This is a genomic window from Desulfotruncus arcticus DSM 17038, from assembly GCF_900113335.1.
Lineage (GTDB): Bacteria > Bacillota > Desulfotomaculia > Desulfotomaculales > Desulfallaceae > Desulfotruncus > Desulfotruncus arcticus.
Map to the genome: position 1 here is coordinate 271,700 of NZ_FOOX01000001.1, position 23,686 is coordinate 295,385.

The following is a 23,686-nucleotide window of genomic DNA, read 5'->3' on the forward strand; positions in this document are numbered from 1 at the left end:
AGTCAGAATTCCGAATACCATAAGAATATGCCCCCAGAAATTTACTATCCTATTGTAATTACGGTTTTTTTATTCTGACTTCTGACTCCTGGCTTCTGACTCCTGATGGTTATAATTTGGCCTCTCTCCTGGATAAGATATTGTATGGAGGGAGGCATTTATTCTGGAATATGTGATGGAGTTCTTTCGAAACTATGGTTTGGCCGGGCTTTTAGGGGGATTGATAATTGAGGCCATGGGGTTTCCTTTTCCAGGTGGCGTTATGGTTATGTTCTCCGGATTTTTAGTAAATCAAAATGAAATGGATTTCTATAAAGTTTTTTTAGTGGCAGTAATAGGGTTTAATATAGGAGCTATTGCTGCATTTTTAATCGGCTGGCGCATGGGAGAATCCATCTTTAACAACAAGAGATTTAAGGGTGTCACCAAGAATCAAATTAGCCGGGCACGTAGTTGGATGGAGCATTCTGCACCCTTATTTATTATTGCCGGTAGATTTGTGCCAATGATAAGCAATCTTACCCCCTATATGGCCGGGGCAAGTGGTTTGAAGTTAGTTCATTTTCTATTTTATAATTTTATTTTCACTGTAATCTGGGTTTCCGCCAATATTTCGGTTGGCATGGTGTTTGGACAAAAATGGCCGGAGATAGCCGCATACATGCATAACAGTTTACCTCTGGCTATTTTGGCGTTAGTAATCGTATATTTCGTGGTCAAGTTTTTCATTAAGCATATTTATGAGGCTAGGAGTGAGAAAATTTGAAGGCCATAACTATTGCATTTATCGGTGACAGTATAACTTATGGTTATCCTTATGGCCCTGATTACTCGTGGGTTAGCTTGCTTCAGAAGAAAATGCCTTGCAATTTTGAAGCTGTAAACCTTGGCATCAACGGAGATTCGTTAATGGACATGCGAAGGCGATTTAAAAGAGACGTTTTAAGTTGTAAAGCAGCATGTGTGCATATACTTGGCGGGGCAAATGACGCCTGGCTTAACAGTGAGCCGATGCAATCTCAAAACTTCGTTGATGAAATGATTAAAGAATGCCGGGCTGCCGGCATTAAGCCTGTAATTGGACTACCGACTCCATTATGCCATAGCCCTTCAGGGGGCGGATCTTTTATACCGTTTGGCGTTGATGAAATGACATTATGGCTTGATCAATTTAGAAAATGGCTTAAACATTATGCATCATCCAAGTCCATACCGGTAATTGATTATCATGCCGCTTTTTGTCTTCCGGGTACCAGGCAGGGAGATCCTGCTTATTTTTATGACGAGTGTCATCTTAATCACCGGGGTAATGAAGTTATGGCACAAGTTGCCGAGAAAAAACTTAAAGAAATACTTAATTCAATTAATTAAGAACATTTCAAATTTTCCATTTATTAAAATAAATATTTTTTTAAAGATCTAGAAGGAATCTCCAAAGAAAAGTCGAAATTAACTATAATTTCAGAACATAAAAACATTTAGAAATTTTAGAACAAGGGAGTGACCAACTATTCTTTTTTACTTTTTTATTGTATCTCATTATTAATTATTAAAAGGGAGGGCTAATCTATGCTCAATAATAAGGTTTGTTATGATGTACTAACACCGGTAAACTTTATCAAAAGAAGTGCTGTGGTTTATAAAAATAAAATAGGTGTGATTTATAATGACCAAAGGTACACATATGAGGAATTTTATAACAGAGTGAAACGATTGGCCAACGCATTAAAAAACATGGGCATCGGCAAGGGCGACAAAGTAGCATTTATCTGTCCTAACACCCCGCCAATGCTGGAAGCTCATTTTGCCGTGCCTATGATTGGTGCTGCCCTCGTAAGTATCAATATTCGTTTAATGGAAAAGGAAGTTTCTTATATCATAAATCACTCTGATGCCAAAGCCCTGTTTGTGGACAATGAATTTGCCAAACTGGTTAATCCGGGTGCATTAAATAATGTAGCTACTTATATAAATATTTGTGACATTAGTGATGAAAAGCCCCTTGATGGGATGGATTATGAGGCGTTTTTGGCCACCGGCTCAGAAGACCCTGTTGAAACTGAAGTGGATGATGAATATCAAGTTGCGACTATAAACTATACCAGTGGAACTACGGGTTTGCCCAAGGGGGTCATGTATCACCACCGCGGAGCTTACCTGAATGCACTTGGCGAAGCTTTGGAGATAGGAATGAATTCACGGTCAGTTTATCTTTGGACTTTACCCATGTTTCACTGCAACGGTTGGTGTTTTACCTGGGGAGTTACTGCAGTTGGCGGCACCAACATTTGCTTGCGCAAGGTTGTTCCGGAGGAAATCTACCGTTTGGTAGAAGTTGAAGGGGTATCACACCTTTGTGCCGCACCTACCGTCTTAATTTCCATGTCCACTTATCCTAAAGCCAAAGATGTAAAAATGAAACGCGAATTAAATATAATGACAGCAGGCGCTCCACCGGCACCAACAATAATCAAAAATATGGAAGCTATCGGGGCAATAGTGACCCAGACCTACGGGCTAACAGAAGTTTTTGGACCGCATAGCATTTGTGAATGGCAGGAAGAATGGGATAGCCTGCCCGAGGATGAGCGGGCTAAAATCAAGGCCCGCCAGGGCGTTGCCTATATTACCGCCATGTATATGGATGTGGTGGACCCTGCTACAATGGAGTCAGTTCCCTGGGATGGAGAGACTATCGGGGAAATTGTGATGCGCGGCAATAACGTTATGCTGGGGTATTATAAACAGCCGGAAGCAACAGCTGAAGCCTTTCGGGGCGGTTGGTTCCACAGTGGCGACCTGGCTGCGATGCACCCCAATGGATACGCTGAAATTAAGGACCGTATGAAAGACATCATCATTAGCGGTGGCGAGAACATTTCAACAGTTGAGGTTGAGAATGTTATTTATGCCCACCCGGATGTTCAAGAAGTAGCGGTAGTAGGTATACCTGATCCCAAGTGGGGGGAAGTGCCCAAAGCTTATATTGTACCAAGGCCCGGAAGCGATCTGACAGTGGAAGATATCATTAGTTATTGTAGGGAAAACATGGCCCGGTTCAAAGTTCCCAAAGCCATAGAGTTTGGTGAATTACCGAAAACCTCAACAGGTAAGATTATGAAATATAAACTGCGTGAGAAAGAATGGGCCGGCCGCGACCGTAAAGTAAACTAAAATAAATAATTAGTTGCAAATTTAAATACTTGCATGGTTTGTAGGGGAGGACAGGGGCGTCCGCCCCTACAAACTTACATCGGTGCCAGCTGTATGTTGCCGGCGGCGGCCAGTTTATCGTTTTTGATAACCATTGCCCCGGTAACTGATTTGATGCCCATGGCAAAGTCAACTGCTGACTGCAGATCGGATTCACTTTGCACTAAATTGCCTGTTGCCGTGGCCACTGCGTCTGCCAGTGCTGCAGAAGGGGCCAAGACCACCACGGCGTCGGCACGGCCAAAACTTAGCGAATGGCCAACTGTTCCCGAGGAGGTACAAATGCCCAGCGGAGTTAGGTGAGGTTCAATCTCAATGGCCAGCTTATTGGTAAAAGGAGATGGGCCGGCAAAAATCCCAATTTTCCGCAGTCTGCCGGAACGCAGGTAAATATCGCCGCCGTTTTCCACAATTACTTCAGAAGACCTTCGACTAAGATATGCACCTACATGATGGGCTATGGATCCGGCCACTGCGGACATCGGGCCAATACCTGCGGTATTGCCGGCCTCGGCCATGATGCGCACTAATTCCGGAGCGTCCTTACTTACAGGAAACGGTTTTAGCGTAGTTAAAAAAAGTTCATTCTCATTGATATAGCCCTCAATTTGGGATCTGCTGGTTATAATCTCTTTTCTAATACCTTCAATCAGGGAAGGAGTTATAATTCCGCCCGGTAGGCCAATATCCAAGTCTGTTTCCTGAACCGTAACCCTAAAGAAGGACAGATCCTTTTGATTATGAAGCAACCTGTAAGTCCGGTTAACATAATCCGTCAAGTTAGAAACATACCTCCATAGCCCGCATGGGGCAAGCTTTAACACAAAGATGGCAAACGACACAACGGTCACTGTCAAACCGTACGATCATGTCCGGCCTTTCGATATACAGGGCGCCTGATGGACAAATATCGGTGCATGCGCCGCAGCTAACGCATTTATTTTCATTTTGCATTATCTGTTCGGTAAGTGACTTAACCTTTACACCCAGACTGCGCAAGTAATCAATGCCCTGTTCGGCTTTTTCCCCGTTAATATCCAGAACCATGGTGCCCTCTTTCTGGGGATTTACATTTGCCTTTAATATATTAATAACCAAATCATAGTCTTTTACCAGCTTGTAAATAACCGGTTGGTCTGATATTTGAGCGTCAAAACGCAGGACCACTTTTTGGGGGGCCATATTTCCACTCTCCTTTTTTACAAATTAACCTTTTAACGAGTTGGCGATAATACCCGTATCAGTATTGGGTAATAACTGTACCGGTTCGCCTAAAAGGAAATCGCCTTTTTGAATCCAAGACTTCAGGGTTGCCGCGATTTCACGGGCCCGTGGGTAACTGGAAACCGGTGCCGTAGGTATTTCTTTGTCGTTAACCTTGATTTTACCGCTCTTAAGTTGAGCGTAGCTTACAAAACCAAGGTTGGAAGATCTAAGATTGGGGAAATCTCCACTATAGTCAACAATTGGCGCATATAACTCGTCGTCACCAGCAGCTGCATAACGGCAAATCTCTTCATTTAATATAGGTATGGGTATACCCAGGCCAACTGTCATAGTTGCGCCATAACCGATCATACTTGTTCCCACCAGCCAGCGCGGGCTCATTTGCTTTAAATCACCAATTACAGAGAGTGTTGCCCCGGCAAAACCATAATCAGTTCCGTCTTCACCGGTGTTACGGTCGGGGAAGTGCTGAGTGCCGTTCCACGCTACATAACCTACACCCCCGCCAAGGAAAATACGAGTTCCCAGGCCAATGGTTTTAAACATAGGGTCTTTTAGCAAAGGGCTAAGCTGCCCTGAGGTAGAAAAGTGTGCGTTGCCCATATTGGCCTTGAGCATGCCAAGGTAAGTATAAATTGTTTTGGAACTCAGGTTTATCGCGCAGTTATAATTTTGATAAGCGTTGCGCGGGTTAAAAAGTATAGCTTCGTTAATATCATCAAGAGTAATTTCAGTTTCAATTTCCCTACGCGGGTAACAGTCAGTGCCGTAACCCGTAGCCTTTAGCACAACTTTTTTTCTGGCAACCAGGTCCTGAATAACGTGACCACCGCCGTAACGAAATTCACCCGGGTGATCGCTGTTAAGCGGATCGTCCTCCCGAACCTCTGTGGCTCCGATATATGCGTCAACCGCGGCAATGCCGGTATAGGCCGGTACACTGTTCAGCCAGACTTTGTGCATTTTGATTCTTGGTTTGGTATGTCCGAAGCTTAGGAATGCTCCTGAGGAACACATTGGGCCAAACGTACCCGTTGTTACAACGTCAACTTCAGAAGTAACACGTTCCACCCCTTTTTCCTTAACCATCGTAACAAGTTCTTCCGCTGTAACAACTACAGCTTTTCCTGCTTTTATTCTGGCATTGATTTCCTGGTAAGTTTTTTCCACTGCCATTTTGACACCTCCAACTAATTGTGTTCCTGCCGGAAATATTAAACCTCTTCTGATACAGAAGAGGTTATGATATATTCATTACCTCTTATCTGTCAGAAGCATTTAACTCCTGCAGGAATTAGCACCATACTTTGCACTAATTACAAAGCTGGTTGCCGGGTTTCATTGGGCCAGTCCCTCCACCACTCCGGATAAGAGCCGTCTATGAAATTTTAATTTTCATTTGCTGCACTTAATTAGTTTATCAATTATCCTATATTGATGTCAATATGGCAAATCAATAATCTTACAAAAATAATCTTTGGGGAATTCTAAGCTTCTGCCAGGAATTGTTCAGACAGACGGTCAATAGCTCTTTTTTCTATCCTGCTAACATAAGAACGAGATATGCCCAGCTTTTTAGCAATTTCCTTCTGGGTTTTACGCTCTTTACCTCGCAGGCCGAACCTAAGCACCAGAACTTTTCTTTCCTGTGGCGTTAGATTCTTTAATTTGCGCCACAATTGTTCCTGATCGAGAATACGGGCAACCTTTTCTGCGACAGTTTCCGCATCCGTGCTTAATACATCCATAAAATGAATTTCATTGCCTTCTTTGTCGGTGCCTATGGGCTCATAAAGTGACATTTCCGAGCGCATCTTTTTCTTTGACCGCATATACATTAATATCTCGTTTTCAATACACTTTGAGGCATAGGTGGCCAAACGTGATGATTTGTTGCCGTTAAAGGTATTTACAGCTTTAATCAAACCGATAGTGCCGATTGAAATAAGATCGTCAAAGTCATCACCGCTACCGTCGAACTTTTTAATAATGTGAGCTACAAGACGCAGGTTCCTTTCAATTAAAACTTCTTTCGCATTTTCATCGCCTTTCGCCAACCTTTCCAGGTAATCCTGTTCCTCTTCCTCGGTCAATGGCTTGGGAAAACTGTTTTGCGCCACATAAGACAGCAGTAGCATAATTCCGTTGATTAAGGACGCTACAGCCAGAGTCCAAAAACCGGGCAATATAAATTCCCCCTTTAATTCGGATTCTATATCATATGCTTCGACAGGATTCTCAGTGCCTGTACAAATAAAAAATTTTTAACCACAATCTACAAATATAAAATCCTTGACTTTATACCCGGTCCAAATATATAATTATAAATGCAGCTGCAACGAGTGCAGTTGATTTAATGTCGGGGCGTAGCTCAGTTTGGCTAGAGCGCTACCTTGGGGTGGTAGAGGCCGCACGTTCAAGTCGTGTCGCTCCGACCAATATTTAACTTTCAAAAAACCCGTAAGGCTAGAAATACCAAGGCTTTACGGGTTTTTTTATTTTCTAGGGTAAGGCAGGTAAATTCCATAACTACCCCTTAATTTTCAAGGCTTTCCGAGCCTGTTCGGTTGAATGTCGGACAGAGATTCGGACAATTAACAAAGGGGTTTTAACGGCTAGTTATAGAACTATGCCGTTTTTTTTTACCCAAAAATAAGGTGAAGATCATAGAACATAAAATAATTTTCGTATCCCGAAATTTGTAACAACAATAACAGAGCTAAAAGTTCTATTGTTTTCTTTTACCAGGAGGTTTTATGCATGGAAAAAACATTAGTTATCCTAGACCCGACTTTAAAAAGCGGGTACACTAACATACCCAATGTGGTACTAATGTCACCGGGTTTATCACTGGAAGCAAAAGGGTTATATATAATTCTTTCTATGTTTAATCAAAGTGACGGTGTTGTTCCTGACCAGCGTAAAATTACAGAGTTGACGAAGTATTCAACTAAGACGACTGGGAAGCTCATCCGGGAGCTAAAACAAAAAGGTTATTTCCCAGTTTCTCCCGCAGTAGGGAGGGAAAGAGCATGAAGACACTGGTCATCCTTGACCCAACACTTAAAAAAGGATTTACATCAATACCAAACAAGGTGCTTTTTTCACCGGGTTTATCAATGCCGGCAAAATGCTTATATGCTATATTGCTTGGATTTGCTTGGCAAGAGGATGAATGTTTTCCGGGCCAAGAGAGATTGGCACAAGCAGCCGGATGTACAGACCGGACGGTAAGAAAATATTTGGATGAACTTAAACAATGTGGCTTACTCTCCTGGGTTCAGCGGGGACTGAACCAAACTAATATATATTACATACACGATATTTCTCAAAATAAACGTCTGGAACCCTTGGGGGACAAGGACCGGAAAGAGCGTTCCGGTCCGGACCGGAAAGTATGTTCCACACCGGACCGGAAAGAACGTTCCGGTCAAGAGCGGAACGTTCTTTCCGACTTAAGAATACTCAGTATTAATAATGTTGTTGTTGAAGAACCGTCTGTCGAAAAATGTCGAGAGGAAAATAAATCCGAAGTTGTTGCTGTTGCTGATCAAAATAATATAACTGAACTTCAACAACAAGCAGAGAAAGCATGCAGTGTACATTTACCGGTAGAGTTACTTAATAATTTGCTTGCCAAATATGGCATCGAAAAAGTGAGAGAGAAAATTCAAATGCTCGGAAGCGTTCAAACTCGGAATGCTCCGGGTTTTCTTATTGCCGCTTTACGAGACGATTACATTTTACAGCCTGGCCAGATTCAACAACAACCCAACAGAGCCTCGCCAGATAAACAAGCGGCTTTGAAAAAAGCACAAGTCAGGGGGCCGGATAATCCGGAAAATAAGCGTAAGAAGGAATTGATTAAGTCACTTTATATGAACTGAGAAAGGAGATGAACGCACGTTGGAAAGACTTCGTGAGCGATTTTTTAAAATACCGACTAAGTATCGCTGGCCAGCGTTGGCCGTTTTAGTATGCATGGCGCTGGTAGCCCTATACATTTTGGATGTTTGGCTAGTAGGCACCTTAGCAGCATATGTTGCAGCGATAGTCAGCTGGATGAAAAACCTGTTTGCCGGACAGCCCAATTTTAGTCTGGCCGGCTGGTACTGGCAACACCCCTTTACTACTGCTCGGGCTTGGCTGGGTTCGAGTGAAAATCTCAGTAATCCAGGAATACGAACCTGGTGGCTTTTTCTGAATATCTTGGTTTTGGTATTTGTAATCATGCTCAAAGTCCAAGCTGGCAAAGCGCTAAAAAATATAGACTATCGCGACATTCGGCAGGTACGGTTCAAAAAATTAAGGTTTGATCTAAATAGGCAATTGGCCAAAACGCCCCGGGATAAATATTTCATAGCGTTAGATGACCAGCGCCGGCCAATTACATTACCCGCGGATAAAATGACTGAGCACATTCACATTCTCGGTGGTTCCGGCAGCGGGAAAACCAGTTTAGCCGTGATTCCTCTTTGCTTACAAGCTATTCGCCGTGGCTCCGCAGTTATAGCAATTGACTTTAAAGGTGATAAGCAAGCTATTCAACTATTAGCCCGGGAAGCCCAGGCAGCCGGGCGACGGTTTTATTTTTTCAGTATAAACTCAAGGATTAACAGCAATACCTATAACCCCTTGGCTGCGGGTTCATCGCTAAGCAAAGTGGAAAGAGTAATGACTGCGCTTGATTTGTTGTTCGCCGGCGAAGCTAAGTTCTATAGCTACGTACAACAATCCACATTTATAACATTGTTAAAAACACTTGATGCCATGGACTTTAAATATACTTTAGGGGATATATACACGATTTTGAAAAACCAGAAGTTATTTAGCAAGTTAACTGGTGAGGAAATAAGTGAAAACCAAGTTAAAGGACTTACAGCGGCTTTAACGATTTATGCAGATTTGATTCAAATCAATGACCCATGGCCTGATATCAATCTGGAGAAAGTGATGCAAAACGGTGATGTTTGTTATTTTGACCTGCGCAGCGCAGAGGCTCCTCATTTAAGTTCATCATTAGGTAAGATGATCGCTATGGATCTACAAGCCCTGGCTGCTGGCCGCAGCCAATTGAACCGGTTGGCAGTGGTAGCTATAGACGAATTTCAAAATATGGCCTGTCATGCATTTACTAACATAATTTCGAAAGTGCGAGACGCGAATTACTCTATGATATTAGCTAATCAATCTATGGGTGATTTAAAAGCAGTATCTCAAGATTTTATTAATACTGTAATCACCAATACGGCAACGAAAATGGTATTTAACGTTGAGGAGCCTGGTGATGCGGAATATTTCGCCCGACGGGGCGGCAAGATCTTGCAAGAGGTATGGAGTCATAGTAACAGCCGACAGGGGCAAAACCTTGCTGCTACAATGAACGGTGACTCTATACGGGAAACTATAAGTAAAAGTAAATCAGAAATGGAGACGTATTTCATTCATCCGAATGTTATCTCTCAGTTGCCTTTTGGCAAATCTTTAATCTTTCGGCGGGGTGAAGTGGCAACAATAGGCAATCATGTGCACCTGATTAGTAAGACTGAAAAAGAGCGGTTAGAAAATGAACCATATCCGGAACCGGAACCAGCCCGGGAAAAACCTTCCGGTAAAACAATGGCGACTCTTTTTGAAAAAGCAAAAAATAACCTGGCCGATAATATCGACCTGTCTAAGCCAACTGAAAGCCAAAGTAGTAGTGATATAAACGCCGGCAATGTTCAGGTTGAGGACGTAGCTCTGTGAACAACAAACTTTGGTCTCGTTTCACTCGCCTACAGTTCAGTTGTTCACTTGGCGGCCCGTGCTCTGCACGGGCTTACCCTCGCACTTCTACCCCACACTACCTTCCCCCCTTACGGTGGGGGTGTAGTGTGTGTATTCATTGTGCGGGGTATGTGCTACGCTCAGCCCTTGCCAATGCCAGCATTACCGCTGGTGCGTCTGCCGTTTTACGGCAGCCTCCGGCGGAGTTGGAGCAGTCCCCCCGCTAACGGTTCGTAGCTCACTTGCGTTCGCAACGATCCGTAAGCGGCGCTCCGGCCTGCGGCGGCACCTTCGCTTCGCTCGGCAAGGGGGTTTCACCCCTGCCGCCTTGGCCTGCGGGGTTCGTGCTTTGCACTCACCCGGCCTGCTCCTGCGTCCCTACGGGCCGCATAAGGGGAACGGTGGCGCTGCCCCCTTTCCCCTTATAATCCCCATTCCCCCGCCGGGGGAAATTTCCCCCCGGCCCACCTTTGGGGCTGCGCCTTTTTTGCGGGGTTTAAATCTTAAATTCGCAATGCTTGCGAATTTGTAAGGAGGGTGCTATTATCGCACGCATTACTAAAGCTAAACAATTAACGGAACGGGATAAAAATATTTTAACCGACTTGGCACGTTGCCGGGTGTTGTCATTTCAACAGGTCAAGAATGCTTACTGGCCGGCTACCAAGGATAGGACTTGTGAGGAAAGGTTGAAGCAGTTAGGTAAGGCGGGGTACGTTACTGAACATTCTGTTGGTGGGGAAAAACCAGGTATGTTTTTAAAGGTGTACAGTTTGGACACTAAAGGCAAACAATGGGCTACCGGGCCGGATGGGCCGGGGTTGGATAGGAGTGTTGTTTTTACTCACCCGGGCAAAGCAAATGAGGTTGTGCACCAGGTGCGGACCAATGATGTTTATTTCAATCTTTCCGGAAGTGAGCGGGCAAGTTGGCGTATCGGTGATGCGCTGGAGATTGAAAATAAGGTCTACGCTGGGGGTGGTGATATTGTGCCGGATGCGTCTTATGTGAGCGATGAAGGCGGGGAGGTTTTTGTGGAGACTGATTGTGGTAAGTATACGCCCGCGCAGATCCGGGAGAAGGTGGACGGGTTCGTAGGTAAAAAGGTGGTTTGGGTATGCCCTGCCGAACGTGATCAGACGTTGGTTAAGCATGGCGCTGCGGGGGAGTTTGTGACTTATAGGGTTGCGTAATTTTGAAGTGGGGTGGTGAACCTGGTTGTTGTTACGGAAAGGGATAAACAAGTGCTGGGGTTTATGGCCCGGTGGCGCTTTGTTACGCTGGATCAGCTATTTAAATCAAATATTTTTACTAGCACATATAAAACTGCTTATAAAAGGCTGCTGGTTTTACGGCGGGGTAAATTGATTAATGGTGGGCAGCTTAGTTGTGGCAGGATATATTATTTTCTGACGCCTCATGGTGGTGAAAAGATCGGTTTGGCGCTTCCCTGGTATGCGAAGGTTTACCGCAATGCTGGTATGGATGTGGTTTTGAAGCATTTGGTGGCTTGTGATTTCGCCTTTGCGCTGAGTATTGAGTATTTGTCACGGCAGGATATATTAAGCCGGTGGATGGATGCTGATTATGATGTATTGGCCAAGTGTTTTCGCAGTTCGGATTTGTTTTTCGAGAAAGACGGTGTGTTACAAGTGTTGGTTATTGATTACCGGTATTCGCTAAAGTACCTGGTAGAAAGAATTAAGTTGTATTCCCGATTGCCGTTGGATATGCGGGAGCAACTGATAATTAATTTTTTGGTGTTTTCGGAAACCAGGCAAAAGCAGGTGCTAAAAGCGGCAGCCGATTCGGGGGTTAGGGTTAAGGTGTTAAAGGCAAATTGGAAGTATTGAAAAAATACCAGCCGGCTTTGGAGCCGGCTGGTATTTACTGTAAGGTGTGAGGTAGGGAGTGGGTTAAATGGTGAAAGTTCTTCTTCAAGGTCTTCCTGCCGATGTGGAGTTTATGATCCAGAGTCTTCGGGAGAAGGGTTATCGTATTTTGTCTGAATCGGGCAGGTATCCAAATAGAAATTCAGTTTATGTCCGAGTATATTTAGATGTTGATTTTTTTTAGGTTTTTTTTGGCGCTAATTCCCGCCACCCACTTTCGCTACCGAGCCCGCCTTTGGGGTATTTATTTGGGGTCATGCGGTCTCGGCTTAACGCTCATGGCCACCAAAAACCGGTGGCCACCGTGGGTACCCGGCGGAGCGCAGCTTAGGGGTTTTGCTTTGGGGTCTGCTGGGGCATTTCTTTGGGGTCTTTGTTTGGGTAGGTAAGCCGCCTGACAGTCTTAATTTGGGGTATTCCTTTGGGGTCAATACAGTCAGGCTCGTTTTGGGAAGGGCACACTCCGGACGTGCTTTTAGGGTTTTGCTTTGGGGTCCGTCCGGAGAGTGCCTTGAATGTTTGTCTTTGGGGTCATATGGAAAGCGGAAGCGCCGCCATCGCGGCGCTTTACTTTTGCCTTTCGGCGGCCTCATTATAGCGGCGTCGTGCCCTCCGGTAAAGGGCAAGGGTCTGCGGCATATCCTCCCGGCCCGGCTTTGGGGTTTTGTTTTGGGATCCGGGCCGGTCCGGTATTCCTCGACCTCGCGCATGCGCGCGACCCTTTACCTACGGGCACGACGCCGCTTGTTCGGCCTTAAGCCGAAAGGCAAAAAAACGGCGGGGGGGAGTTAAAAGATTAAACAATGGGGATCAATGATCCCCAAACCCCTATGGGGGCTTCGCTGGTTATGCGTTCGGTTAATTTTGATTATGGAGGGTGTTCCGGATGAAGGTTATTTTGGAAAATGAGTTGGAAAAGTGCGCCTGGGAAATTATGATGGCTGCTCAACATAAGTGGAAGAGGAATTATGGCAGTTTAATGTGTGACCATTTAGATTTCTACTTTGAGGATATTTACAAGGAGGAAGCTGATAAGGCCGTAAATGAGGAAGTTGAACGCCGGCTGCGGGATGAGTTTGGTGAGGAGTTTTTTGTCGGTAAAGATGAATACGTGAAATCGGAGTTGGAAGGTTATGCACTTGATGAATTGACTGATGAGGAAAGGCAGGAGTTGGAACGGGAGTTTTGTGATGATTACAAGTATGTGTGGGAGCAGATAGAGGATGAAAGGGAGTATCTGCTGGAAGATGTGAGGCAAAAACTGAGAGGTGTTTATTATACTTTTTTCAATGGACCGCAAAGGCTGACGATTGTTTATAACGGTGAGGTTATCCAGGGGGGTGATGCCGGGCAAGAATGTGAGGCGTGAAAAGATGTTTACATGATGTTAGCATGTTTACACTAGCTAACATCAGTAAAATCAAGGGGGTTATGTTTACATGACAGGTGCTGCATTTTTGGTGTTGGTTGATAATGAAACGTAGGATAGGCTTGCTGAAGGAATATCCAGGGGTAATGTAAAGTAAGGCTATCATGAGGAGTGAAAGTGGACGTTGGTTTGAGTTGGGATGCATTACACCCGCTATGCTTGCCGGCTGGAGGGTGTAATGCTCCCGGTACCACCCCAAAGGCAGTTACCAACATTATAGCCTGCCTTTGGGTATGAAGTAAACCTTTACTGGGAGGTGCGTTGGTATAAAAGACAGACAGTTTTATGTTGATAATAAATTGGCGGAACGTGTTTATCAGTTTTTAATTAATTTTGTGGCTAACTGTAATATTTCGGTTGTGTATTTACCGTTAAAACAAATTACGGGGTACGATATTAACGGCTTATTTATTCACTCGGATATTCATGATTCTATTTTTATTGATGAGGATTTGCCTCTGGCGAAAAAGTGTTTTGTTTTAGCTCATGAGTTAGGACATTATGTATTGCACCGTAGATATATGAATGGTATTTGGGCTAAATCTTATTGTTTAAAAAACAATAAGTCTTGGAAAATGAGGAAGGAAGCAGAAGCGGATCGATTTGCTTACAGATTGCTTGTTTTAGTAAAAAAGTTGATTCTGAATGGATCAAGGAGAGGTTATCGTGGAGTATATAGAACATACCGAATTGCAAAATAATTATACGGAAGGATTATTGTCAAACTACTTAAAAGCGCTTTAAGAGGCATTTGCGTGTGTCTGAGAGGGTGTTAATTGGTTGGTTGAATATTGGATAAGGTGAGTAGTAAGGGTGGCCATGTAATGTCTATTATGGTAATCGCTACATGGTCAGTATGAAAGGTGGTGGTATCGGACAGACAAAAGGAAAATTTTTCTGTCACAATGACAAGAAAATGGTAAAATAATGTTGGGAATACCGGACTGAGGGCGGGCCTCACCTACCGGGGATGGAAACATCCAAAGAAGGAGGTGAGGCGGGATGATCACAATTAACGATACAGTACAAATAGTCATAGCAGTGATTCTCCTGTTGACCCTCGTTGTTCAGCTAACTAGAAGGTAAGTAATTAAAAACCTCTGAAACTGCGGTAACAGTTTCAGAGGTCCTAGATGAAAACCCCGGTTGGTGGGGCACTCGAGCCGTTTTCAGTTTCAGTATTCCCATTTAAAAAAGGAGTGATAACTTTAAGTAAATAATATATCCCGAATTGCTAATTGTCAAGAATTGCAAATCCATTTGAAGGAGGCAAAAAAGGTTTATGAAACGATTATCAGTGTTTTTTTCGCTTATATTATTCCTGGCCATGCTGGTTATTAACCTGCCTTTTATAACAGCAGGTGCCAGTGCGGATGAACAGGTCAACGTGTATGACGAGCAGAAGCAGCTGGTCAAAAGTATAGTATTCGTAATTGGCCTGGACCAGTATTTTGTCAACGGGCAAACGCCGGGCGTGAAGATGGATGCCAAGCCATTTATTGATTCCGGAAGAACTTTCGTGCCGGTGCGCTATTTGGGCAACGCCTTGGGTTTGGATAATGACCACATTGCTTGGGAATCCCCGCGGGCAATTTTTAAGCAGCCCGGGTTCCCGGTTGTGGAATTGACTGTAGACAGCAAAGTAATTAAAAGCGACGCTGCTGCAACAACGATGGATACGACGCCTCTGCTGAAAACTGGCCGCATGTACCTGCCGGCGCGGTGGGTGGCCGAGGCCTTGGGTTATGAAGTGGCCTGGGACGCACAGAATCAAGTGGTGCTGTGCTGGCCTAAAGGTGCTGAAAAACCGGACGTGAGCAATGTACTTAGTTACGTAAAAGGTCAACCAGTAAAACAACCACCGCTCGTGGAACAACCTGTAGAAACTCCCACTACACCCGAAGGCAGCATGAAGGAGCTTTTTGATAAAGCTAAGCCGCTGAAAGGTGAACCGTTTAGCTTTAGCGGGTGGAATTTTGATCAGGGTATTCAAAAGCAATTGCAGGAGTTTTGGGATTCGTCGGGTGATGAACCAATAATCCAAGAGATAACCGTTGATGATTTAAAACCCAACGGTATTAGAGTTAGCAAGGTTTCGGGGTATGTTATACACGATTTACAGGTTACCGAAGATGGAATAACCGTAACAGCAACGACCCCTGGTAAATCAATGCCAAAATTTTACCTTGTGGAAGAAGACAACGTAGTACGTTATAAAGGCGGCGGTGGGTACATGGGCGAATACACTGGCACATTAACACAAGATGTAAAGTATATTCATGGTAGCGGTGATTCATTTTATATTACACCCGATTTAACCAAAGCGACACATATTCTGTTTGAATTCGGTGGAGAACTGTTGAACGTTAAGAACCCTACCTATCAAGGGGGTAATTGATCATGCTAAAAAAAATAATCAACTGGATGTTGATAGCGGCAGTAATGATAATAGCCGTCCCGGCTGGGGCGGCTTTCGCATTGCCCGGTGATCAAGCACAGGAACAAGTAATTAAACAAGAAGTAATTGTCGGCTATTTCGACATCTGGAAAGGTGATAATTGGCTGGACACCAACAACGACGGTCCACCTGATGAGCCAGGACAGACTGACAAATTAACCAAGCCTTTTAATTACTCTGCGTCGGATAAGCTAGATGAATGGCAAATTACTCGCGTGGAAGTTTCATATCCGTTTACCCTTGATGAGTATACCACAGCTGGTGGTCGCCCATATGGGCCTGACGGTAAGCTCTGGGTTGATCCTGGAACAGGACAACAAGGTATTATGTCATGGCTAGATTTTCAGAGGAATTACTTAGATTACCTTCCCCAAAACCTATCAGCCCAAATAGTAAATCAAGATCTGAGCACTGGTAGTGCATCAGTAGAATGGGGACTTGATCTACCAGATCCACCGGAAAACGCACTCGACCTAAAAAACCCTCAATACCGTCAATACATCGGTTACGAACCTTCCAACATTGGCAGCATGGTTGAAGGTTGGCGCTGGTATCTTCCTGCCATCATAACTTGGTATGGGGTACCTAAAGAACAAGAAATGAATCTGGCCGTAACCATAACCTCACCCCCTGAAGAAGCGTTAGCCGGCGAAGCAATAACAGTAACCGGGGAGATCACCAGTGACAGTGATACGCCGATTACAACACTTGTCCAATGGTACCTGGGTAGCAAAAAAGTCTATGAAGGGAACGTAACCATAGATAAAACAAAAGACTTACATTTCCCGTTTACAATGCCTGATAGCAGTACATTAGTGACTGTTCAGGTAAACCCGGGCCACAACCAACCGCCGGATGAAACAACCTGGGACGACAACAAAGACAGCGTAACCATTAACCTTTCCGCCCCGGTACCGCCACCGGTAATACAAACAGGCTCAGGGCTGACATTCCAGGCGGTGAGCCAGTATAGCGTAGTGACAGGCAAGCCGGACACCGGCAACAGCATCAGACAACCGAACACGGCAAGGTGGACCGACACCGTGACAGCGTATTTAAGACCGCTCAAAGTCGTGTCAAGCGTTAGCGGTAATGACGCAATAGATTACACAATAGCGGTTGCGCCTCCGAAGCCGGATATAGAATCAGAGTGCGGTACCGCAAGCTATAACCAGTTGGATGATTATTCGATAACCGCTACACTAATTTACCCGAAACAAAACCCGCGCTATACCTTTGGCGACCCTGTGCCGCCAAAAGGGACCGACCAAAACTATGACTTTAAACATAAGCTGCCGCCTTCAGGCTCAACGCTTACAACAGAACTGGCCTGGAAAAGCCAAGAACAGGCAGCCGTAGGGCAATTCAAAGAAATGTGGGCTGAAAACGGAGCTAATGTTGAAAGCATTATGCATCCGGAACTTAATAGCTGGATTAAAAGTCCGCAGGAGTACATGCTAACGGCCAGCAATATTAGCGTGACGGTGAAATATACGACCCATTATAATGTTCGTCATTGCCCAGAACACGGATTGTGAAGATGCAACTCTAGAACCAAGTCGGGTACTTGGACATATAAATTAAATGATATTAATGGTATTCTAACTGTAAATTATACAGGTGTAGCAGGCATGTAATGAAATATAACTAATTTTTGAGGAGGTTTTTTGATGAGAAAAATATTAAGCCTTACTATTTTTGCGATGATTTTTGCTATTGCTTCAACAACAGCCTTTGCCGGGCAGCAGCAACAGGAAAAAATGATTATGCTGCGCCAGTATGCCGATGAGCATAACTTCAAGGTTTATTATGAACAAACTGGCAGCTTCCATCAGGTTTTTGTATTTCCCCATAATGATGTTAGTGATATTTGGCAATTTGTTAATGGTTCAACTAATGCTTACCATAATGCTAAGCCTTTTAAAATGCCAGCTCCCGCTGTGATAAAGGATGGCCGGATGAACATTCCTGAAACTGTAGCTAATATGCTTTAATCCGATTGCATGATAGCCCCGCCTGGTTCCTTGGGCGGGGCTAATAAAGTATTATTAACTTGTTTACACTAATTTTTTATGAATTTAAGGGAGTGATAATATTATGAACAAAAATTCAAGTTTTTTGTCCGTATCCGGCGAACTCATCATCGATAGCGATAACCCGATCAGTAAAACTGAAAAAGAAAGTTACTTTCTTAGCATAAAAGAAATATCAGATATACTTAATGTGCCTAGACGTACTGTATACAGATGGGCCGTTAACGGGATTCTACCATGTTATAAATTTGGATCAACTTATCGTATTTATTATGAAGATTTTAAAAGCTTTGTAGATCAATCGAAAAATAAAAAGCCCTCTAATCATCCGTAGAGGGCTTTTTCCTTTCTCTGATTACTTTTAAAATTGCGGCTACTAATTCTGCATCATCTTTATCAATCTTAAAAATTTCCGCAATAAACGTAACCATATCTTCTTTAATTACTTTATTTATTTCACCCCATATTTCAATTATGGCTTCAATATTACCAGCACTTAGTCCTTCTTCCCATTTTACCAATTCAAACTCCCACATCTTACCAACTAAGTCGTGGAAGGAAATACATGCATCATTGTAAGTAACTACACTTTCCATTGTCCTTATAATATTTTCAGCTTTTATTCTTTTTTTTACAATTGTATCGTACCGATTTTGGTAAATGGCTAACATTTTTTTTAAGTTATTTGGAAGTGATTCTTTAATTTCATTATTTTTTTGTATTATTTCATTTAATTTTTGCATTACTGGATTACTTTTAAAAGGAGGATATTTCTCCTCAAATTCCGGAGGTATCACCCGGCCAGCGGCTTGAAACAATTCGTCTGCAACAAGAACGTCAGCCAATCGAAATAGTACATCATCAGATGGCATTCGAATTCCTTTTTCTATTTTGTTTAAGTGTGATGGATCTATATTAGCTTTAGCTGCCAATTCTTTTTGAGAAAGCATTCTGCTTTCTCTTATGGCGCGTAGGTATTCACCAAAAGTAATGTTAGTCATTTTGGAACCACCTTTAATTTAATATAAGCCAATTATATTTCTATATTGACACAAAGACAAGAATATGCTAGATTGACAAAAAGACATATTAAACAAAGATTTGACAAAAAGGCATAGTGCAATCCGCATTATATTAGTTTCTGATTTTCGCCCTGTGTAAAGGTGCGAGCTTTAATGCTCCTTGAAAAATTGTAGTTAAAGAGACAATATCACAACAGGCGACGAGATTGGCCGCGGTTTCAGCCCTGGGGAGAGCCTTAACGGCGGAGAGCTGGACACTTGAATCCCCGTGGACCTTAATGGAAAAGGAGAAATGACAAACTGTCAAAGTAGCCGGCATAGCTGCGGTAAGCCCGTCAATGGCGGGGACCCATCCGAGGGTTTGGTCCGTTGGATTGATTGTCTTTAATGTACTTCTATATTGTGTTGCTCTGTCTGCTGAGGGTAGACTCAATACAAGCTGGTGCCGAATAGAGCACGGTGGCGGCCGTTATCACGCCCAGGGCAGATACATGATTCGAAATAATCATTCCTGTATAGCTTTCTAGATGGTATAGTACTAATTCTTATATCTGACCTGGAGACGTAGCAATGTTTGTACTGTCACAGCAAAATATACAGCTGGCAAGCTCGAAAAAGGAGGTCTAAGTCAGATTCGAGTAATGCCGGACCGGTGGTGACGGTACCACTGCCGGATTTTAATTGATAGTTTCTTAATCAACTACCTATACACCTAATTAAATAAAGTTTAAAATATACATAGGCAAGAAGGTGTATTTACGTTGGGCAAATTTGAAAAACTATTAAAGAGATTTTATCAGCACCCCGTTCCATTGGATATACCCTACCAGGAAGCAGCACGGTTGTTATTGGTAATTGGATGCTCGATGCGAAAAAGATCAGGCAGCCATCGGGTTTTTACATATTCAGGGTATTCTAAATCAATTGTTCTCATGGAAAATGAAAATTTGCGGCTATACCAGGTCCAGGACATCAAAAACTTATTAAACTACATAGGCATCAAGGCTAGGTAAGGGGGTGTATCAAGTGTCTATGATTATGAGTTCAATTAAAATTAATACCGATGCTCTTGAAGGAGAATTAGACCGTTTTCTTGATATTCCTGCCGATCATTCTGATTTAATTCATCGAAGCGAAGCATACAGGGATGTAAAATACCCGGTTGTATTAACCAGGTTGGCCGGTGGGGAATGGTTGGCTGAACACAAGGACTTACCCGGGTGTAAAACACACGGCGGCACTCCGGAAGAAGCAATGGCCAGGTTGGAAGATGTTAAACTATCCTGGATCTATGCGGCCATGGCCGAGGGCAGGAAAATTCCAAAACCAGCAACGGGCGTGCCTATTGTGAAGATTGTTTAACTTAAAATTGGTAGTAAAAAACCTCCGGCATATCCGGGGGTTTTATGTTTATAAAAGGGGGCTTTATGCATGCAACTATATACTGTTCCAGAAGTGGCCAAAATTCTGCGTGTAAAAAAAGGATATGTATATGAGCTTATCTACACAAAAAGGCTAAAGGCGCTTAGAATGTCCGAACGGCGTATTAGGGTTCCAGAGGAATCTTTAAAAACCTTTTTGAAGCAGGAAATGTTTACAAGTACGGAGAATATGACAGTACCTGCCTTACCCAATTTGGGGAGGTAATCTAATTGGCACAGATAAGAAGAAGAGGCCCAAATAAATACGCAATAATAATCTATTTGGGCAGAGATGACACTGGCAAGAAGCTATGTCATAGCGAAACTTTTTATGGTTCCCGGCCACAAGCAAAACTCCGTGCAGATGAGTTGGAATTGTCCTTAAAGAAAAAATATACGGGATCAAAGGCCGGTAAAATGACACTAGGTGAGTACCTGGATCAGTGGCTTATTGTAACTAAAGAAACTTACGATGAAGGTACATGGGCAAAAAATGCTTGGCACGTTCGGCGCTTAAAGGAATGCGTTGGTGATTTTTCTTTGCATAAACTAAGCATACCAGAAGTTCAACAAGCATTGCAAGGGCTAAATAATTCTCCGCGGACTAAGCGTGACTTTTTTGATACCTTACGGACAGCCGTACGGCAAGCTGTCGTCTGGGGGTTACTAAGCAATAATCCGCTGGAAGGTTTAAGGCGTCCAAAAGTTCCACGTAAAGAAGCAATTGTTTTAGGCCGAAAGGAATTGTATCAACTATTGGAAGCTGCAAAGGGTTATCGCCATTATTTGGTTATACGTTTGTTGGCTGTGTCAGGGATTAGGCTTGGTGAAGTCCTGGGCTTGAAGTGGGAAGATGTGGACTTTGACAAAAGTACATTTAAAATCCAGCGTTCGGCAAACTGCCGTAAGCGGATATTGAAAGACGAACCCAAGAACTTTTCTAGCCGACGTACAATTCAACTTGATGATGAAACTTTAAAAGAGCTTGCCAGGCATAAACAGGTTGAACGATGCACCAATCCGGATAATTTGGTTTTCCCAGCATTAGATGGCAGGCCCATGAAAGAGAGCGCTGTACGGAAAACTATGAATAGGGCACTAAAAAAAGCTGGATTAGAGCATATCAAACTTCATGGTCTTCGACACACCGCAGGATCTATAAAATTGGATGCCGGGGAAGGACTAGCCACTGTTTCGGCTTTCTTAGGGCATAGTTCCACCGCTACCACGGCAGCGATATACGCACATGCAATAAGGGGCGGAGTGAGCATTGCAAATTATCTTGAGTCGGACAGTTTGTCCGACTAGCATGGACAAACACAATAGCCTGAGGGGTTGACAGTTTTGGAGTTGACATTCAAGTCGTGTCGCTCCGACCAGAAAGTAATTTCATGAAACCCGTAAAGCCTTATAAATCAAGGACTTACGGGTTTTTTCTGTTTTAAGCAGATCTGTTTTTTGAAGCAGGAAAAAACAGACAAATTGCGAACCTATAATTAATTTAAATTTCCGGGGGTGATTGATCTTGACTACAAAAGAGGCTGATTTCTACCAAAAATTAAGGATCAAAATTAAAGACTGGTTAAGTAAAGATGGGGCGAATAATAAGTGGGCCGAATACATCATGCTTGCCCCTGATTTGTTTTATTTGCTATATAAGCTAACTCTTGATAGGGAGGTATTGGTAGCTGATAAAGTAAAACTGGCAGCAGCAATTGCTTATTTCATCAGTCCTATAGATTTAGTGCCAGAAGCATTACTTGGCCCTGCTGGATATGTTGAGGACATTGCAGTGGCTGCCTATGTTTTAAACTCAATAATTAATAATACTGACCCTGGAGTAGTAAGAAAATATTGGGCTGGTGAAGGGGATGTACTAGAGGTTATTCAGCAAATTCTAAAGGTTGCCGATAAAATGATTGGTAGTGGTTTGTGGAATAAACTAAAATCAAGATTTTAAAGCATAGTCACTACCAGCCCGGCTACCCCGATGGCGGCAGCAAAAAGCATTACCCCGTGGTAGCCCGTAAACTAGTGCATTGACATATAAATTCTTGCACACTTTTGGGCAATGTAATTAGCTTATAACTTATTTGGCAAAACATCCTTTTTTAAGACGGCACTAGTTCGATTGAAAACGTGCAGCTTTGACACAAAATTCCTGACGAGAATTTAGTTATTAACCGATAGTGTTTTATATGTAAATCATTTTGGCTTTAAAGTCATTAGTTTTCGTTTCAGGACTTTTGTGTCAAAGCACTAGGCGATAATTCCTCCCAAAAGAGGCCCCAGAGCACTGCACAGGTTTAAGGTGGCCTGAAAAATACCGCTGGCAGTACCCCCTGTTCTCACCTGCTCGTAATACCAACAACAATGCGCCCACGATCAGTATGGTATCAACTTTGCAAATAATACTTATTAAAATTTATTGATAATGTACAACAAACAATAGGAGGTTAAACATGAATTACGAATGCTTTCTTTACGATGTAAAAGAAAACGTTTTAGTCGTTACCATGAACCGTCCGGAGGTGCGCAACGCTTGGAATAGGACAATGCATGAAGAATACCTGCAAATATTGCGCCGGGCCAATCAGGATGATTCTATTCGTGCGGTTATATTAACGGGTACTCCGCCTGCCTTTAGTTCAGGCACTGATTTAAAATCTTTTAGCGAAGGTGCGACCAGTTTTGAAATTTCATTGAACCAGGGAGGGGCGGGGCAGCAGATTACCCTGATGCATGAGTTTCAAAAGCCCTTAATTGCAGCCATCAACGGAGCAGCTGTGGGCATGGGTATAACAATTACCTTAATGTGTGATATCAGGCTTGCCGCTGAAAGCGCCAAAATGTGCTTTCGATTTACCCATCTGGGAGTAGTGCCCGAGTTTGCCAGCCCTTACATGCTCCCCAGGATAATCGGCCTGGGCCGTGCCATGGAATTATGTCTCACCGCTCGCACCTTTGATGCACAGGAGGCCTTGAACATGGGTTTGGTAACGCAAGTGTTGCCAGATGACCGGTTAATGCCAACGGCGCTGGAGCTTGCCCAAAATTTGGCCTCCAAAAAAGAGCATGCCCTAAGGATGACCAGAGAAATACTTTACCGTTACCAGGATACGGATTTCTATACTGCCGTGCGTCATGATGCGGTAGACTTTATGGAAGCTGTTAAGAAATCCTTTGGCGGAAAGTAGTATATAATGTGCGGGGTCTGAATTG

General features: G+C 43.4%; 24 protein-coding genes, 1 tRNA gene and 1 riboswitch. Of the genes, 20 read left to right on the forward strand and 5 right to left on the reverse strand.

What is annotated here, in order from left to right; genetic code table 11:
- The first annotated feature begins 220 nt into the window (after nt 1-220).
- The 3 genes from BM056_RS01350 to BM056_RS01360 all read left to right on the forward strand — a co-directional run bounded on the left by BM056_RS01350 (nt 221) and on the right by BM056_RS01360 (nt 3,174).
- Nucleotides 221-766: a DedA family protein gene (locus BM056_RS01350; RefSeq protein ID WP_238456260.1), complete on the forward strand. Its 546-nt coding sequence runs from the start codon at nt 221-223 to the stop codon at nt 764-766.
- A complete protein-coding gene (locus BM056_RS01355; RefSeq protein ID WP_092467957.1) occupies nt 763-1,371 on the forward strand; it encodes a GDSL-type esterase/lipase family protein in 609 nt (202 codons plus the stop codon). The genes BM056_RS01350 and BM056_RS01355 overlap by 4 nt, the downstream gene beginning before the upstream one ends.
- A 198-nt stretch (nt 1,372-1,569) precedes the next feature.
- The gene (locus tag BM056_RS01360) at nt 1,570-3,174 is read left to right on the forward strand and encodes an acyl--CoA ligase family protein (RefSeq protein WP_092467959.1); all 1,605 of its coding nucleotides are present in this window, start codon (nt 1,570-1,572) and stop codon (nt 3,172-3,174) included.
- A gap of 74 nt (nt 3,175-3,248) precedes the next feature.
- On the opposite strand, the gene BM056_RS01365 is transcribed toward BM056_RS01360, so the two are convergent.
- The 4 genes from BM056_RS01365 to sigK all read right to left on the reverse strand — a co-directional run bounded on the left by BM056_RS01365 (nt 3,249) and on the right by sigK (nt 6,629).
- On the reverse strand, nt 3,249-3,992 hold the full coding sequence (locus BM056_RS01365; RefSeq protein WP_092467961.1) for a UPF0280 family protein: 744 nt from the start codon (nt 3,990-3,992) through the stop codon (nt 3,249-3,251).
- A 1-nt stretch (nt 3,993) separates the two neighbouring features.
- Nucleotides 3,994-4,395 (reverse strand): NIL domain-containing protein, encoded by a 402-nt coding sequence (locus tag BM056_RS01370; protein WP_092467963.1) that lies wholly within the window; start codon nt 4,393-4,395, stop codon nt 3,994-3,996.
- A 24-nt stretch (nt 4,396-4,419) separates the two neighbouring features.
- Complete coding sequence (locus BM056_RS01375; protein WP_092467965.1) at nt 4,420-5,616, reverse strand: homocysteine biosynthesis protein; 1,197 nt, start codon at nt 5,614-5,616, stop codon at nt 4,420-4,422.
- A gap of 82 nt (nt 5,617-5,698) precedes the next feature.
- Nucleotides 5,699-5,814, reverse strand: a riboswitch (SAM riboswitch).
- Nucleotides 5,815-5,927: 113 nt separating this feature from the next.
- Entirely contained in the window at nt 5,928-6,629 is a 702-nt protein-coding gene (gene sigK / locus BM056_RS01380) for an RNA polymerase sporulation sigma factor SigK (RefSeq protein WP_435050945.1), read from the reverse strand.
- Nucleotides 6,630-6,800: 171 nt separating this feature from the next.
- On the opposite strand from sigK, the gene BM056_RS01385 reads away from it, so the two are divergent.
- The 12 genes from BM056_RS01385 (at nt 6,801) to BM056_RS27570 (ending at nt 18,355) form a co-directional block, all read left to right on the forward strand.
- Nucleotides 6,801-6,878, forward strand: a tRNA-Pro gene (locus BM056_RS01385).
- A gap of 322 nt (nt 6,879-7,200) precedes the next feature.
- The gene (locus BM056_RS01390) at nt 7,201-7,476 is read left to right on the forward strand and encodes a helix-turn-helix domain-containing protein (protein ID WP_092467970.1); all 276 of its coding nucleotides are present in this window, start codon (nt 7,201-7,203) and stop codon (nt 7,474-7,476) included.
- Nucleotides 7,473-8,327, forward strand: coding sequence for a helix-turn-helix domain-containing protein (locus BM056_RS01395; protein WP_092467972.1), 855 nt, complete (start codon nt 7,473-7,475; stop codon nt 8,325-8,327). Before BM056_RS01390 ends, BM056_RS01395 begins: the two co-directional genes overlap by 4 nt.
- Before the next feature lie 19 nt (nt 8,328-8,346).
- Nucleotides 8,347-10,188, forward strand: a complete 1,842-nt coding sequence (locus tag BM056_RS01400) for a type IV secretory system conjugative DNA transfer family protein (RefSeq protein WP_092467975.1) — start codon at nt 8,347-8,349, stop codon at nt 10,186-10,188.
- A gap of 539 nt (nt 10,189-10,727) precedes the next feature.
- Nucleotides 10,728-11,402: a replication-relaxation family protein gene (locus BM056_RS01410; protein WP_238456261.1), complete on the forward strand. Its 675-nt coding sequence runs from the start codon at nt 10,728-10,730 to the stop codon at nt 11,400-11,402.
- Nucleotides 11,403-11,414: 12 nt separating this feature from the next.
- A complete protein-coding gene (locus tag BM056_RS01415) occupies nt 11,415-12,062 on the forward strand; it encodes a hypothetical protein (RefSeq protein ID WP_131820703.1) in 648 nt (215 codons plus the stop codon).
- A 925-nt stretch (nt 12,063-12,987) separates the two neighbouring features.
- On the forward strand, nt 12,988-13,470 hold the full coding sequence (locus tag BM056_RS01425; RefSeq protein WP_092467983.1) for a hypothetical protein: 483 nt from the start codon (nt 12,988-12,990) through the stop codon (nt 13,468-13,470).
- Nucleotides 13,471-13,829: 359 nt separating this feature from the next.
- Entirely contained in the window at nt 13,830-14,231 is a 402-nt protein-coding gene (locus BM056_RS01430) for an ImmA/IrrE family metallo-endopeptidase (protein ID WP_165613316.1), read from the forward strand.
- A 581-nt stretch (nt 14,232-14,812) separates the two neighbouring features.
- Nucleotides 14,813-15,928: a stalk domain-containing protein gene (locus tag BM056_RS01435; RefSeq protein WP_092467988.1), complete on the forward strand. Its 1,116-nt coding sequence runs from the start codon at nt 14,813-14,815 to the stop codon at nt 15,926-15,928.
- Nucleotides 15,929-15,930: 2 nt separating this feature from the next.
- A complete protein-coding gene (locus BM056_RS01440; protein WP_092467990.1) occupies nt 15,931-17,526 on the forward strand; it encodes a hypothetical protein in 1,596 nt (531 codons plus the stop codon).
- A gap of 132 nt (nt 17,527-17,658) precedes the next feature.
- Complete coding sequence (locus BM056_RS01445) at nt 17,659-17,982, forward strand: stalk domain-containing protein (protein ID WP_092467992.1); 324 nt, start codon at nt 17,659-17,661, stop codon at nt 17,980-17,982.
- A gap of 103 nt (nt 17,983-18,085) precedes the next feature.
- Entirely contained in the window at nt 18,086-18,355 is a 270-nt protein-coding gene (locus tag BM056_RS27570) for a helix-turn-helix domain-containing protein (RefSeq protein ID WP_092467994.1), read from the forward strand.
- Here the strand turns inward: BM056_RS27570 and BM056_RS01455 are convergent.
- Nucleotides 18,342-19,022: a helix-turn-helix domain-containing protein gene (locus BM056_RS01455; protein WP_092467996.1), complete on the reverse strand. Its 681-nt coding sequence runs from the start codon at nt 19,020-19,022 to the stop codon at nt 18,342-18,344. The two genes, BM056_RS27570 and BM056_RS01455, sit on opposite strands and share 14 nt — an antisense overlap.
- A 1,047-nt stretch (nt 19,023-20,069) precedes the next feature.
- Between BM056_RS01455 and BM056_RS01465 the strand changes: the two genes are divergently transcribed.
- The 5 genes from BM056_RS01465 (at nt 20,070) to BM056_RS01485 (ending at nt 23,661) form a co-directional block, all read left to right on the forward strand.
- Nucleotides 20,070-20,405, forward strand: a complete 336-nt coding sequence (locus tag BM056_RS01465) for a type II toxin-antitoxin system HicB family antitoxin (RefSeq protein ID WP_207648111.1) — start codon at nt 20,070-20,072, stop codon at nt 20,403-20,405.
- Nucleotides 20,406-20,474: 69 nt separating this feature from the next.
- A complete protein-coding gene (locus tag BM056_RS01470; RefSeq protein ID WP_092467999.1) occupies nt 20,475-20,690 on the forward strand; it encodes a helix-turn-helix domain-containing protein in 216 nt (71 codons plus the stop codon).
- 5 nt (nt 20,691-20,695) lie between these two features.
- Nucleotides 20,696-21,772, forward strand: a complete 1,077-nt coding sequence (locus tag BM056_RS01475) for a tyrosine-type recombinase/integrase (RefSeq protein ID WP_092468000.1) — start codon at nt 20,696-20,698, stop codon at nt 21,770-21,772.
- A gap of 217 nt (nt 21,773-21,989) precedes the next feature.
- Complete coding sequence (locus tag BM056_RS01480) at nt 21,990-22,424, forward strand: YkvA family protein (protein ID WP_092468002.1); 435 nt, start codon at nt 21,990-21,992, stop codon at nt 22,422-22,424.
- A gap of 502 nt (nt 22,425-22,926) precedes the next feature.
- Nucleotides 22,927-23,661 carry an enoyl-CoA hydratase/isomerase family protein gene (locus BM056_RS01485; protein ID WP_092468004.1) on the forward strand — a complete coding sequence of 245 codons (735 nt, stop codon included), beginning with the start codon at nt 22,927-22,929 and terminating at the stop codon, nt 23,659-23,661.
- The last annotated feature ends 25 nt before the right edge of the window (nt 23,662-23,686 follow it).

Excerpts from the sequence above, each read along its gene's own strand:
- BM056_RS01395 (WP_092467972.1), top strand. The coding sequence starts at position 7,473 with ATGAAGACACTGGTCATCCTTGACCCAACACTTAAAAAAGGATTTACA.
- BM056_RS01390 (WP_092467970.1), top strand. The coding sequence starts at position 7,201 with ATGGAAAAAACATTAGTTATCCTAGACCCGACTTTAAAAAGCGGGTAC.
- BM056_RS01375 (WP_092467965.1), bottom strand. The coding sequence starts at position 5,616 with ATGGCAGTGGAAAAAACTTACCAGGAAATCAATGCCAGAATAAAAGCA.
- BM056_RS01455 (WP_092467996.1), bottom strand. The coding sequence starts at position 19,022 with ATGACTAACATTACTTTTGGTGAATACCTACGCGCCATAAGAGAAAGC.
- BM056_RS27570 (WP_092467994.1), top strand. The coding sequence starts at position 18,086 with ATGAACAAAAATTCAAGTTTTTTGTCCGTATCCGGCGAACTCATCATC.
- BM056_RS01485 (WP_092468004.1), top strand. The coding sequence starts at position 22,927 with ATGAATTACGAATGCTTTCTTTACGATGTAAAAGAAAACGTTTTAGTC.
- BM056_RS01445 (WP_092467992.1), top strand. The coding sequence starts at position 17,659 with ATGAGAAAAATATTAAGCCTTACTATTTTTGCGATGATTTTTGCTATT.
- BM056_RS01440 (WP_092467990.1), top strand. The coding sequence starts at position 15,931 with ATGCTAAAAAAAATAATCAACTGGATGTTGATAGCGGCAGTAATGATA.
- BM056_RS01425 (WP_092467983.1), top strand. The coding sequence starts at position 12,988 with ATGAAGGTTATTTTGGAAAATGAGTTGGAAAAGTGCGCCTGGGAAATT.
- BM056_RS01435 (WP_092467988.1), top strand. The coding sequence starts at position 14,813 with ATGAAACGATTATCAGTGTTTTTTTCGCTTATATTATTCCTGGCCATG.
- BM056_RS01470 (WP_092467999.1), top strand. The coding sequence starts at position 20,475 with ATGCAACTATATACTGTTCCAGAAGTGGCCAAAATTCTGCGTGTAAAA.
- BM056_RS01370 (WP_092467963.1), bottom strand. The coding sequence starts at position 4,395 with ATGGCCCCCCAAAAAGTGGTCCTGCGTTTTGACGCTCAAATATCAGAC.
- BM056_RS01360 (WP_092467959.1), top strand. The coding sequence starts at position 1,570 with ATGCTCAATAATAAGGTTTGTTATGATGTACTAACACCGGTAAACTTT.